Here is a 12,313-nt window from a genome sequence, read left to right as displayed (position 1 = left end):
GGCGACATGACGCTATCGTGGCGGTCATGGCCGCCCCCAACACCGCCCTCCGCGCCGTCCGTACCGGGATGCGCATGAGCCAGGACGATTTCGCCCGCGCGCTCCAGGCCGCCGGCCACCGCGTCGGTGAGCCCAACGACGCCAACAAGAGACTCGTCCAGCGATGGGAGTCCGGCGCGATCGCTGCGCCCCGACCCGTCTACGCCCGCGCCCTGGAAGTCGTCACCGGCCTACCCATCTCGCTGCTGGGCTTCGCCGCGGTGCCCGGCGGGGAGGTCGCCGACGACGAACACGGCGGCCATGACATGACCTCCCCCATGTCCAACCTGGCCACGCCGACGCCGACGTCCAAGCCCGCCACGGCCCACAGGTCGTACGAGGGTGTGTGGCTCAGCCGCTATCAGTACTACTCCAGCGGGCGGGGCGACTCCTTCGCCGGACAGCACTTCGTGGTACTGCTCCAGCACGGCGATCGACTGACCGCGCGCAGCCTGCCCGGCTCGGCGGCGTCGTCCCTCTCGCTGGACCTGACCGTGGACGGTGCCGTCGTCACCGGTACCTGGGTGGAGCAGACCGACCCGGCCGGCTACTACCGTGGCGCCCGCTATCACGGTGCGATCCAGCTCCTCGCTGAGCCCACGGGTCGACGGATGGCCGGGAAGTGGGTCGGGTTCGGCAAGGACATGGACGTCAACACCGGGCCGTGGGAGCTTGTCTTCCAGGACGCCTCGACGTCCAAGGCAACGCTCGATCGCTACAACATGTCCGCGACGTAGCGCGCGAGAGCCACGTGCCTTCGACCCCTCGCTTGTAAGTTCTGGGCGCTCCATTCGGGCTGGTCCGCGCACGTCTCGGACGTCGGAAGATAGTCCGCTGCCCGCCGTACCCGGCCCTCAATGTCTGACCCCGCTGCTGTCACCGTAGCTGCGCGACAGCGGCCTACCGGCTACGTCCGGCGATTCCGATTGCGGTGGTCCCGCAGCCAAGCAACGGCGCTCCCTATAGCGACGATGGTGCAGGCACCGAAGGTGAGCGGAACCCACCACGCACCATCGGGGTCTAGCGTCGTGGCGACCGTCAGCCACAGGCACACCAGCGCAAGCAGGAACCAGGCGATCGGGAACCAGGGCACACCTTGTCGAGCCGCCAAAGCTCACCCCTCATCCAACCAACGATTTTGCGCTAATCCAGATCAGTCTATAGGTGAGGGTGAGCCACCATCAGCTTGGGAATCACGACCTTCCGGCGTAGAGATCAGAATCCTGACCGCTTCGTTTCGAAGGAACCACCGGCCATCGAGGAACTGCGCCAACAGCAGGGCTGAGCCCGCCGAACGGTCCTTAGGGGTCCATGGGCGTCCGGCGCTGGCCGCGCCCGTCGGCACGCAGTTGGCCACTCACTCAGCTAGGGACTCAGGTCGAGACATTGTCCCGTGTTCGTCGGGACGGACCGCGAAATCACTGGGCCGCGTCTGCCTCAAGAACTCCGCCCGCTCCGCGAAGAGGTCGATCGCGCGCTGGAGGCTGCATGACTCAATCTCGCGGATGGCCTTGATCGCCATGATGTTTCGCCGCTGCACGACGAGGTCATCGACCGACTGCCAAGCATCCACCGGGTCATCCTGCAGGAGGACTGTCAGCTTGGGAACCGGATTGACTACTGGTCTGCTGGACCAGAACGGCAATGAAGCCCACGGCTTCGTCGACGGAGCCGGCGCAAGCTGGGTGGAATTCGACCCGTACTGGTACGCCACGCCCTGCTGGGGCTGTTTCATAAGAACTGGCCAGCCTGCAGCGGGCCCGGCCGACCGCGTTGACCGCCGTGCTGCCCTGTCGTCACTCCGGTGGATCCGCCGCCGACTGGTGTGACGGCACGGCCGCGCTGGGAAGGGTCTTCACCCGTCACGGGACGTCCCTTAGGGTTCGGCCATGCTGATCGTCGAAGGTGCGGGCCGGTGGACCGCGCCCGCCGGGGCCGCCAACGACTGGGTCGAACACCTGAGGGTGCCGGACCTGTCGGTCGGGACGTACTGCATCCCGGCCGGTGGTCTCGACGATCAGAGCCCGCACACCGAGGATGAGATCTACGTGGTCACCGCGGGGCGGGCCCGGATCGTGACGCCGGACGGCTCGGCCGAGGTGGGCCCGGGTTCGGTGATCTTCGTGCCGGCCGGCGAGGAGCACCGGTTCGACGAGGTGGCCGAGGATCTGGCGCTGCTCGTGGTGTTCGGTCCGGCGTACGGCTCACGCGCCCCTGATCGGCGCGCCGAGTAGCGCGGCCGGGATTTCGCTACAGATCCGAGACGGACGCCTACGCACGCACGTCGGAACAGTAGCGACTTTCGACGACGCCGCGCTCAACCCGCCCCGGAAGCGCAAGGGCAAGACCGTCGTTCGGGTGCGCCGGTGATCGCCGATGTGGCACCGCCCGCGCGATGGTCAGGCCGAGCGTTCGGCATGGTGTAGCACCTCCGCGACGAGTCGCCTGGTGGCCTCACCGCGCAGCGTGTAGGTGACCTCTCGACCGCGCCGCTTGCGCCGGATCAACCGGGCGTCCCTGAGGTACCGAAGGTGGCGGGCGATGATCGTCGAATCCGTCGACATGGCCGCCGCCAGCGAGGCCGGTGTCTGGTCGCCGTCCCGCAGCAGCACGAGGATGCGCAGCCGGTGCTCGTACGCCATGGCGCGCAGCACGACGACGGCGCGGTCCAGTACGTGCCTCGTCTCGTCGAGGCGATCGGTGCTCATGCCAGTGCCCGCAGGCGGGCGACCGTGAGTCTGGCGGCGAGATACGACACGTGCATGCGTTCCTCGGGGGGGCGGCCGGTCGACGGTCAGGCCACCGCCGCCAGCGCCGCGTGCCTGCCGCATCGCCAGAGGATTCCGGCCTGGCCGAATCCGGCCTCACGAGCGGCGGCGGTGTGCCACGACACCGGTGCGGTGAACTCGGCCGGTTGGCGGCTGCCGAAGACCGCCTCCCGCTGCGCCAGCAGCGGGCGCAGCACCTCCAGGTCGGCGATGTCGTTCCACCACTGCGCCCAGGCCAACTCCGCGGCGGCCTCGTTCGGGGCGGGATCCAACGCGCTCATCAGGGACGGGAGTCCGTCGTCGGGCATGAGGTCCGCGACGACGAGCAGTCCGCCGGGGGCAAGGCAGCGTCGCGCGTCGTCGTAGAACGCCCGCACCTGGGACGATGGCAGGTAGTGCAGGGTCATGACCACTGTGATCAGGTCGTGGCCGCCACCCGTTCGGTCCACCCAGCGCGGTGTCGACAGGTCTCCCTCCAACGCGCGCACCTGCCCTGCCAGGGCGCCGCGTGCCAGCGCCAGCAGCACCGGGTCGATGTCCATGAGGGTGACCTCGGCGCCGGCCCACCGCCGGGCCATCCGCTCGGCCAGCAGCCCGGGACCGCCGCCGAGGTCCAGCACTCGGCGGGGCGCCCGGCCGTGAACGGTCTCGGCGACCCGGCACAGCGTCTCCTCAAGGCCGGCGAGGTACGGCACGAATCCCTCCATGACCTCTGACCACGTCTCGCGCCACCGGGCGGTCTGCGGTGGGTCGAGCGCGACGCCGGGCGCGCCGGTGGTCGTTGCCATGGGTGCACTCCGGACGACGTACGGACGGGAAGGCTAACGATAACGAGAGCCATTTCCGACAGGATAGGCGAGTCGAGACGGAGGGGCCGGCCAATCGCGGCGTGTCGGTCAATCGCGGTCGAGTTCCACCAGGACCGACAGGAGCCGGTCCACCTCCTCGGCGGTGTTGTAGACGTGCAGGCTCACCCGTACCGATGCCGTCTTCTCGCCCTGGTCGCCCTGACAGTGACCGTCCGCGCGGACCAGGAGTCCGTGCGCGGCCAGGATGAACCCGAGGTCGTTCGAGCCGATCAGGCGGTGCCGGAAGGCCACGATGCCCTGGCGTTGCTGGGTCCGGCTGTCGGCGGCCAGGCTGCTCTGACAGCCCAGCACCTCGACGGTGGACAGCGTGCGCAACCCGTCGGTGAGCCGTGCGCCGAGAGCGGTGTTCCACCGGGCGATGCGATCCAGGCCGGCGGCGTCGAGCCAGTCCAGTGCGGCCACCAGGCTGATGATGCCGCTGGTGTTGGGTGAGCCGAGCCAGCCGGCCGGCGTGTAGGTCGGACCGCGCTGATTGCGCGCCCAGATCGCGCCGGTCCCGGGCAACGCCATCGCCTTGTGCCCGGAGAACACCACGAAGTCGACGTCGGTCGTCGCGGTGGACAGCGGCAGGTGCCCCACTCCCTGCGCGGCGTCGAGGCAGATCGGGACGCTCGGTCCGGCTGCCGCGCGCAGCCTGTGCACGTTCATGTCGTTGCCGTAGACGTGGTGCACGTGGGTCGCGGCGATCAGACGGGTCCGGTCGTTGATCATCGCAGCGAGCCCGGCGGTGTCGTAGTCGTGGGCGTCGTCGTACGGCATGGCTCGGACGTCGATGGACACGCCCTGGCGACGCAGCAGCTCGGCGGCCTCCAGCCAGGGTGCGTTGTTGGCCGCGTGATCGGCGAACGGCACGATGATCTCGTCGCCGTCGCGTAGCTGCGGGGCGAGCCAGTCGCGGGCGACGGCGCGCAGCCCCTCGGTGGTGCCGCTGACGAAGTGCACCCCGGACCGCTGTGGCACCGGGTCGTCGAGGAAGCGGCGCAGTCGGTCGCGGGCCTGCTCGATGCGGGTGGTGGTCCGGTTCGCCCACGGGTACGTGCCCCGCGCGGCGTTGGCGTTGCCCGTCGTCAGGTAGGTCAGGACGGCGTCGAGGACCGCCTGCGGCTTCTGCGAGGTGGCGGCGCTGTCCAGGTACGCGACCTCCGGGTTCGCCGTGATCAATGGGAACTGACCACGCAGGCCCTCCTGCCACGTGTGCAGCTCGTCGAGAACACCCATGTCAGTCGCGTACGAGCTCAGCGCCCGCGTCGCGCCAGGCGATGATCCCACCGTCGAGCGACCGCACGTCACGGTGACCCATCCGGGTCAGCAGGGCGGCGTACCGGGCGGACTTCTCCCCCACCGGGCAGACCAGGAGCACCGGCTGGCGGCGACCGAACGGCAGCCCACCATGCAGCAGCTCGGCGAACAGCTCGTCGACGATGTTGACCGAGCCGTCGATGTGCAGCGCCTGGTACGCGAACGGGCTGCGCAGGTCGACGACCAGCCCTCGGCGCTCGGCGATCCACCGCTCCGCTTCCGCGACATCCACGGTCACCGCCTGCCGCACCTCCGCGTCGGTGACCGTGCGGAGGGAGTTACGTCGCGGTGGCCGCCCGAACAGCTCGGGGCGTCTCTCCCGCAGGTAACTCATGTAGCTCTCCACGCGGTCGCAGACGATGAAGACCGCCGTGCGGCGTTCGGGGAGCTGCGCGTCGACGGCGCGCAGGTGGCGGACGGCGCCCTGGTAGGCGCCGCCGCCGGTCGGCCCGGCGAGCGTGCCGCACCGGCGTACGAGGGTCAGCAGGCCGTCGATGGCGTCGTCGGCGGTGATCGTCTCCACCTCGTCGTAGACGTCGGGGTCGAAGAGGCCGACCTCGTGCACCTCGTCGATGGTGCGGATCCCCGGGATGAAGTCGGACTTGTGCGCCACCAGCCCGACGACCCGTACATCGGGATTGTGCTGGCGCAGCGCGGCCGCCACGCCGGTGGACGAGCCGGCCGTTCCGACGCAGGCGATGAAGTAGTCCGGGGCCCGCCCGTCGAGATCCTTCACGATCTCCGGGCCGGTGCCGTTGAGGTGTGCGTCGACGTTGAGCTCGTTGAAGTACTGGTCGGTGTGCAGGTAACCGCCGCCCGACCCGGCGAGCCGGTGGTACATCCTGGTCAGCGGGTCGTCGGTGTCGCTGGGGTCGAGGCATTCGGCCTGGCCGGGCAGTTCGTCGATCTCCGCGCCGAGCAGCAGGAGCAGGTCCTTGATCTCGGCGACCTTCATCCGGTTGGTGACGCTCTTGAAGGTGAGCCCGTGCATGCCGGCGATGACGGCGAGGGCCTTGGCGGTGTTGCCGCTGGACAACTCCACGACGGTGTCGCCACGCTCGACGGCCTGGGTGAGCAGGGGCCGGGCCATGTTCCACGCGGCGCGGTCCTTCAGGGAACCGAACGGGTTGAGCAGCTCCATCTTGGCGTACAGGTCGATGTTGCGCAGACCGTGCACGGCGGCGTCGATGCGCACCAGCGGCGTGTTGCCGATGGCGTCCGTCATGGTCTCGAACCTCATGTCGTCTCCACGCGATGGTGAACGGGCCAGTACTGCTCATCGAGGCACCATCGCCACGCGCCGCCGTCGCGGTACAGCGCGACCTTGCGGCCGATCGGCTGGTGCAGCGCCTGCGTGGCGCTGAAGTCCATGAGGTAACCGGCGGTGTTGACGAAGGCCAGCAGGTCGCCGGTGCGGGGCCTGGAGGGAAGGAAGACCTTGCGGCGGGTGATGAGATCCGCCTCGAGACAGAGGTTGCCGAACAGGTACACCCCCACTGGCCCCGGACCGGCCGGAGTCGTCCGGTGCACGACGACCGGGTCCATCAGGACGCCGTGCTCCTCGAGGCTGACATCCCGTGCGTTGCAGTCCAGGCGCACGATCGTGTCACCGTCGGCCTCGTCGCGAACCTCGAGGACGCGGGCCAGGACCAGGCCGCACTGGTCGAGCAGGGCCCGACCCGGCTCGATGTGCAGGTCGTACATGTTGTCCAGGAGCAGCGTCCCGAGCGGGCGGCGCAGCTCGGGTGCGAGGGTCCGCAACAACCGATCGAGGTACGCCGGCCCCGAGACGGGCCGGTGCGCGGGGTACAGGCTCAACGAGCCCCGAACGTGGCCACCCTCGGCACGCAGACCGTAGCCGTGCCCGTTCCAGGTCAGCGGCGCACGCCTGCCGAGCACCGCCTCGGTCAACGCGGAGGTGTACCGCTCCCACTGCACGCCGTCGGCGAGGTAGTCGACGCCGAACCCACCGCCGATGTCCACCGACCACGGTCGCAGACCGCGTCGGCGGCACTCGTCCAGCGCACCGAGGCAGCCCTCCAGGGCCGCGGCCTTCTCCGGCAGCCCGATCGTGTCGAGGTGGAACGCCACTCCGACCAGATCGAGGGCGTCGGGGTGCTTCTCGACCACGTCGAGGATCTCGCTCGTCTCGGCGGCCGGCACCCCGAAGCGGCTGCGTCGGCTGCCGAGCCGCACGCCCGACGAAGCGAAGCCCGACAGGCGTGCCATCACCCGTACGCGCGGCAACGACCAGTCCGTGACCAGCCTGGCGAGCGTCGCCATCTCGCCGACCGAGTCGGCGCCGACGGTGACTCCGGTGCGGGCGCAGAGCCAGAGGAACTCCTCGTTCTTCGGCCCGGTCGCCATGATCCGGTGCGGCACGAAGCCGGCACCGAGCGCGTGCTGCAGCTCAGCCAGCGACGCGACGTCGATGCCCGCGTCGGTGGCGGCGAGCTCGCGCACCAGGGCGCTGGATCGGTTGGCCTTGTGCGCGTAGTACATCTCACCGGAGAGGCGATGCTCGTCGAAGACCGCACGAAATGCGGCGATGTTGTCCCTCAACCGGTGCGGCAGAATCACACCGAGCGGGGATCCCATTGCGTCGGATAATTGCGTCATGAGGGCGGTATCGTCGAGCACCGACTGGAGCGTCGGATCGATTCGCGGAGCCAGATGAAGGGGCAATGCGACTCCTCAGGTGAGTCGTGGTGCCACGGACGCCACCGCCCCTCGCGCCGAGAAACCCTTCGTGGCGGCGGCCTGCTTCAACGTAACCGATGTTCCGACGCCCGCCAAGGGGCGATAGACGAACGACTGAGTAAACGTCCTTACATAGTCAATCGTGCATATGCTTTGGCGTTATCCCCTATTCGACACCGCGCGGCACGACGGAAGTTCCATTTCTTTCCGATGCGCCATGTGGCGTCACCACGACGCCTTGCGCACCCCGGGCAGCTCGCCACGCAGAGCCAGCTCGCGGAACCGCACCCGGGACAACCCGAACCGGGTCAGCACGCCGCGCGGGCGGCCGTCGATCTGGTCGCGCGAGCGCAACCGCGCCGGGCTGGAATCCCGCGGCAGCCGACTGAGCTGACGGACCGCGTCGGCGCGTACCCCCGGGTCGGTGTCCGGGTGGGCGACCAGCCGCTTCAGCTCCGCGCGCCTCCCGGCGTACCGGCTTACCAGTTCCTCGCGACGCGCCTGCCGGTTGACCAGGCTCTTCTTGGCCATCAGCGGGCCTCGCGGAACTCGACGTGTCGACGGACGACCGGGTCGTACTTGCGCAGGACCAGCCGGTCCGGGTCGTTGCGACGGTTCTTGCGGGTGACGTACGTGTAGCCGGTGCCGGCGGTGCTGCGCAGCCGCACGATCGGTCGTACGTCGGTCTGGCGGGCCATCAGAGCTTCACCCCCCGGGCGCGCAGCTCGGCGACGACCTTCTCGATGCCCTTGCGGTCCACGGTCTTCAACGCCTTCGTCGTCAGGGTGAGGCTGACCCATCGCCGTTGCGACGGCAGCCAGTAGCGGTGGTTCTGCAGGTTCGGGTTCCACCTGCGGCGGGTGCGCCGGTGGGAGTGGGACACGGCGTTGCCGAAGCTCGGCTTCGCGCCGGTGACGTCACAGCGTCGGGACACAGTGCACGCTCCTCGTCGGGGTTGACGATAACGACAACGGTTTTCAGTTCTACACCATCCGTTCGGCCGGAGCCGCGCCGGGTCGGGGCGGCAGGACCACGGCCGGAGCGAGTCGCCGCGCCCCGGGGCCGCTTCGACTCGCCGACTCAGGTGTGCCTAGAATGACAACCGTTTTCATTAACCGTCGAGAGGAGCGCGATGTCCTCGTCACCACAGACCCCGACCCACGTCGTGGCAACGGACGCCGACACCCGCCCGTCGTTGACCGTGCTGTCCGGATTCTGGCCGGCGGCGACCTTCGCCGTCGCTCGTGCGCTGCTCGCCGCCGACGAGTCGCTGCTGCTGGTGCGGCACGACCTCGGCGGGATCCGCGACGGCGTCGTGCGTCGAGTGGTTCGCACCGGCACCGGCATCGTCGAGGACGAGCAGGTCGACGTGAGGCACGGTTGCGCCTCCTGCACCCTGCGCGAAGACGTGCTGCCCACCCTCGTTCGACTCGCCCGCGACCATCCCGGTCGGGACCTGGTGCTGATGCTGCCCGAAGTGGTGGAACCGGAGGCCGTCGCCGCCGCCTGCGCCCGCTGCCTCGTCGACGGCGAACCGATCACCGAGGTCATCCGCGTCGACTCCTACGTCACCGTCCTCGACGCCGAACACCTGCTCGACGGCCTCGCCAGCACCGACGACCTCAAGGCACTCGGCATTCCGGCCGCGGAGAACGACGACCGTGCGCTCGCCGACGTCGTGGTCCGCCAGATCGAGTACGCCGACACCCTGGTGCTGTGGGGGCAGTCCCGGGAGGGCGCATTCGACACCAGCCGACTGTCGGTCCTGCTGCGGCGGATGGCGCCGTGGGCGGTGCACATCCGCGTCGACGGTGACCTCGTCGACGCCGGCACGCTGACCCGCCGACTGCGCCACACCCATCGGCACCGGCCCGAGACACCCGGGTTGCTCGCCCGCGGTCTGCAGGGCTACACGCTGGGTTCACACGAGCCGGAGTCCGACTGCGGTGTGGTCTCCGCCGTCTTCCGCGCTCGCCGCCCCTTCCACCCGCAACGCCTGCACGACGTCCTCGAACAGGTCAACGCCGAGGTGATCCGGTCCCGGGGTCACCTCTGGCTGGCCAGCCAGCCCGACACCGTGGTGGCCTGGGAGTTCGCCGGCGGCGGTCTGGCCATGGGCTCGCTCGGACACTGGTTGGTGAGCCTGCCCCAGAGCCACTGGGAGCACGTCGAGGACCAACGTCGGCTCGCCGCCGCCATGGAGTGGGACCCCTACTACGGCGACCGTCACCAACACCTGGTCTTCATCGGCCTCGACGTCGACCCCGTCGAACTGCACCGCACCCTCGCCCGCTGCCTGCTCACCGACGGCGAACTCGCCGACGGCGAGGCGACCTGGCGCACCTACCCCGACCCGTTCGCCGGTTGTTTCCCCCTCGGGGTGGAGGAGCCGCCAGACACCGACACCGACACCGAAGGAGCGCGACCCGTATGAAGCCCGGAATCCATCCCGACTACCGACCTGTCGTCTACCGCGACAAGGGCGCCGACTTCGCCTTCCTCACCCGCTCCACCGCCTCCAGCGACCAGCGGATCGAATGGACCGACGGCAACACCTACCCCGTCATCGACGTGCAGATCTCCTCTGCCAGTCACCCCTTCTGGACGGGGAGGCAGCGCCTGCTCGACACCGCGGGCCGGGTCGAGAAGTTCCGCCGGAAGTACGCCCGACACGGGCCCCAGGGCACCTGACCATCGGGACGCTCGTCGTCGGGGCGACAGGCATCGCGACTGGGCGACGCCACCCGGCACGACCGAGGCCGCCACCTGACACCCGCCCGTGAGCTGGTTGCTCCGGCAGCCTGCTCACGGGCGATCAGTGGCGGCGGGTGGTCGACCCTCGCCACCATCGCCGTGAGACCGACACGCTCACCGACACGGCGGGATGCTCCGTGCTCACCCGCACCGCACCGACCGGCGCACACTCCGCTCTCCCACAGGGACCAGGATTTCCGGACCCTCTCAGCGCACGCACTCGGCGCAGGTGCCGAAGATCTCCAGGGTGTGGCCGACGTCGACGAACCCGTGCTGTGCGGCAACCTGATCCGCCCACCGCTCCACGGCCGGCCCGGCCACCTCGACCGTGCGCCCGCAATCCCGGCAGACCAGGTGGTGGTGGTGCTTGCTCTGGCTGCACCGGCGGAAGAGCTGTTCGCCACCCGGCAACCGAGTCGAGTCGATCTCGCCGGCGTCCACCAGCAACTGCAGTGTCCGGTAGACGGTGGTCAGACCCACGCCCGCCTTACGCGCCAGCAGCATCTGGTGCAGTTGCTGTGCCGAGTGGAAGCCCTCCACCTCGCGCAGCAGCGTCAGCACCTCTGCCCGCTGTCGGGTGTTCCGGGTCACATTCGGCATCGCCTGGTTCACCGTGGCCGCCATCCTCCCGTGATCTGGGCGCCGTCGGCCTACCTCTTCCGACACCTCGCCTCGCTGCGCGTCAGACCCATTATGCGCGTCGAAGAGATCCCCTACATCGACGTGGAAACCTGGCGACAGGACCGCGCCCAAGGATCCGTACGAGTAGCCTTCCGCAGCGCCTGGCCAGGCTGTTTCATCCGCCGGCCCTCCACTCGAAGCCGTCGAGGTCGGTGAAGGTCCCGGCGGTGCTGCTGCCGATGACCAGCCGGTGTGACCCGGTGCCGTCGGGCGCGACGCCCGCGTCCTTGGCGGCCGCACGACGGCCGTACAGCGCCAGCTTGATGTTCGAGGTGGCGAACTCGACGTACTTGCGGCCGAAGCTCTTGGCCACGGTGAGGCCGCGATCGACGTAGAACCGCTTGGTCGCGGCGACGTCGTCCACTCCCAACAGGATCACGATCTCGTCGATGTGTCGGCTGGCCGGTCCGGTGTCCTTCTTCGCCGATGTCGCGATCTTCCAGATGGTGCCGTACGGGTCGCGCAGCACCCCGCCGTAACCCCAGAAACTCTTCGCGGCCGGCTTCAGTGTCGTCGCTCCGCCATCGAGGGCGGTGCCGAAGAGGCTGTTGACGGTGCCCGGCTGGGACACCACGAGCGACATGGCGAAGCCACGAAAACCGGTCGTGGGTTCCTGTGACGCGCTGACGCGCAGACGGGGGCCGAGATCGAAGGCTGCGGTGTAGAAGTCCTGGGCGGGCGTCGGATCCGGGACTTCGAGCGTGACAGAGTCGATGGCGAGCATGAGTGGTCCTTTCGGGCTGCGCGGTTCGCGATCGGCAGACCGCGAAGAAGGAGAAGAAGGAGAGGTGGTTCGGATCTGGCGATGCTGCTGGCGGTGACGGGCTCGGACGAGCACCGTCGCTCAGCTGTCCTGAATCAGCCCCAGCACGTTCCCGTCGGGGTCGGCGACCGTGGCCACGAGGCGACCGCCGCCGACATCGTGTGCGGCCTCGGTCACTGTGGCGCCGGCGGCGCTCAGCTCGGCCAGCTTCGCGTCGATGTCCGTGACATGCCAGTAGGCCACCGGCGCGGTCAGGCCCTGCGGTCCGCCGTCCGGCACCAGGCCGATGTGCTGGCCCGCGGCATTGAAGCCGACGTAGTAGACCGACTCGTCGGTCGGCGGCACGCCGAGCAGTGCCTCGTACACCGCCGTGGACTTGGTCAGATCCGACACCGGGTGCAGCACGGTCCTGATTCCCTGCGTGGAAGAGCTCGCCATGG

16 protein-coding genes are annotated in these 12,313 nt (G+C 69.3%); 4 read left to right on the top strand and 12 right to left on the bottom strand.

Annotation, left to right across the window (positions count from 1 at the left end; genetic code table 11):
* The first annotated feature begins 26 nt into the window (after positions 1-26).
* Positions 27-776, top strand: coding sequence for an XRE family transcriptional regulator (locus tag O7616_RS17600; protein WP_282260367.1), 750 nt, complete (start codon positions 27-29; stop codon positions 774-776).
* A gap of 620 nt (positions 777-1,396) precedes the next feature.
* On the opposite strand, the gene O7616_RS17595 is transcribed toward O7616_RS17600, so the two are convergent.
* Positions 1,397-1,774: a hypothetical protein gene (locus O7616_RS17595; RefSeq protein ID WP_282302990.1), complete on the bottom strand. Its 378-nt coding sequence runs from the start codon at positions 1,772-1,774 to the stop codon at positions 1,397-1,399.
* Positions 1,775-1,928: 154 nt separating this feature from the next.
* On the opposite strand from O7616_RS17595, the gene O7616_RS17590 reads away from it, so the two are divergent.
* A complete protein-coding gene (locus tag O7616_RS17590) occupies positions 1,929-2,273 on the top strand; it encodes a cupin domain-containing protein (protein WP_282302989.1) in 345 nt (114 codons plus the stop codon).
* A 165-nt stretch (positions 2,274-2,438) separates the two neighbouring features.
* On the opposite strand, the gene O7616_RS17585 is transcribed toward O7616_RS17590, so the two are convergent.
* The 8 genes from O7616_RS17585 to rpmB form a co-directional block, all read right to left on the bottom strand.
* Positions 2,439-2,747: a metalloregulator ArsR/SmtB family transcription factor gene (locus O7616_RS17585; protein ID WP_282302988.1), complete on the bottom strand. Its 309-nt coding sequence runs from the start codon at positions 2,745-2,747 to the stop codon at positions 2,439-2,441.
* 86 nt (positions 2,748-2,833) lie between these two features.
* Positions 2,834-3,595: a class I SAM-dependent methyltransferase gene (locus O7616_RS17580; protein WP_282302987.1), complete on the bottom strand. Its 762-nt coding sequence runs from the start codon at positions 3,593-3,595 to the stop codon at positions 2,834-2,836.
* Positions 3,596-3,703: 108 nt separating this feature from the next.
* The gene (locus O7616_RS17575; protein ID WP_282302986.1) at positions 3,704-4,894 is read right to left on the bottom strand and encodes an aminotransferase class V-fold PLP-dependent enzyme; all 1,191 of its coding nucleotides are present in this window, start codon (positions 4,892-4,894) and stop codon (positions 3,704-3,706) included.
* 1 nt (position 4,895) lies between these two features.
* The gene (locus O7616_RS17570; protein WP_282302985.1) at positions 4,896-6,215 is read right to left on the bottom strand and encodes a pyridoxal-phosphate dependent enzyme; all 1,320 of its coding nucleotides are present in this window, start codon (positions 6,213-6,215) and stop codon (positions 4,896-4,898) included.
* Positions 6,212-7,573 carry a Y4yA family PLP-dependent enzyme gene (locus O7616_RS17565; RefSeq protein WP_282302984.1) on the bottom strand — a complete coding sequence of 454 codons (1,362 nt, stop codon included), beginning with the start codon at positions 7,571-7,573 and terminating at the stop codon, positions 6,212-6,214. Before O7616_RS17565 ends, O7616_RS17570 begins: the two co-directional genes overlap by 4 nt.
* 327 nt (positions 7,574-7,900) lie before the next feature.
* Positions 7,901-8,206 (bottom strand): 30S ribosomal protein S14, encoded by a 306-nt coding sequence (rpsN, locus tag O7616_RS17560; protein ID WP_282302983.1) that lies wholly within the window; start codon positions 8,204-8,206, stop codon positions 7,901-7,903.
* The gene (rpmG, locus tag O7616_RS17555) at positions 8,206-8,373 is read right to left on the bottom strand and encodes a 50S ribosomal protein L33 (RefSeq protein WP_013287204.1); all 168 of its coding nucleotides are present in this window, start codon (positions 8,371-8,373) and stop codon (positions 8,206-8,208) included. The genes rpsN and rpmG overlap by 1 nt, the downstream gene beginning before the upstream one ends.
* Positions 8,373-8,609, bottom strand: coding sequence for a 50S ribosomal protein L28 (gene rpmB / locus O7616_RS17550; RefSeq protein ID WP_203118037.1), 237 nt, complete (start codon positions 8,607-8,609; stop codon positions 8,373-8,375). Before rpmB ends, rpmG begins: the two co-directional genes overlap by 1 nt.
* 198 nt (positions 8,610-8,807) lie before the next feature.
* Between rpmB and O7616_RS17545 the strand changes: the two genes are divergently transcribed.
* A complete protein-coding gene (locus O7616_RS17545; RefSeq protein WP_282302982.1) occupies positions 8,808-10,109 on the top strand; it encodes a GTP-binding protein in 1,302 nt (433 codons plus the stop codon).
* Positions 10,106-10,366, top strand: coding sequence for a type B 50S ribosomal protein L31 (locus tag O7616_RS17540; RefSeq protein ID WP_282302981.1), 261 nt, complete (start codon positions 10,106-10,108; stop codon positions 10,364-10,366). Before O7616_RS17545 ends, O7616_RS17540 begins: the two co-directional genes overlap by 4 nt.
* A 270-nt stretch (positions 10,367-10,636) precedes the next feature.
* Here the strand turns inward: O7616_RS17540 and O7616_RS17535 are convergent, their stop codons facing one another.
* The 3 genes from O7616_RS17535 to O7616_RS17525 form a co-directional block, all read right to left on the bottom strand.
* Positions 10,637-11,053, bottom strand: coding sequence for a transcriptional repressor (locus tag O7616_RS17535; protein ID WP_282302980.1), 417 nt, complete (start codon positions 11,051-11,053; stop codon positions 10,637-10,639).
* Positions 11,054-11,225: 172 nt separating this feature from the next.
* Positions 11,226-11,834: a glyoxalase gene (locus O7616_RS17530; protein WP_282302979.1), complete on the bottom strand. Its 609-nt coding sequence runs from the start codon at positions 11,832-11,834 to the stop codon at positions 11,226-11,228.
* A gap of 120 nt (positions 11,835-11,954) precedes the next feature.
* Positions 11,955-12,311 carry a VOC family protein gene (locus O7616_RS17525; protein WP_282260403.1) on the bottom strand — a complete coding sequence of 119 codons (357 nt, stop codon included), beginning with the start codon at positions 12,309-12,311 and terminating at the stop codon, positions 11,955-11,957.
* Positions 12,312-12,313 lie beyond the last annotated feature (2 nt).

Origin of the sequence: Micromonospora sp. WMMD964 (assembly GCF_029581455.1) — a bacterium.
In the GTDB taxonomy this organism is placed as follows: domain Bacteria; phylum Actinomycetota; class Actinomycetes; order Mycobacteriales; family Micromonosporaceae; genus Micromonospora.
This window is presented reverse-complemented; position numbering and strand designations above follow the sequence as displayed.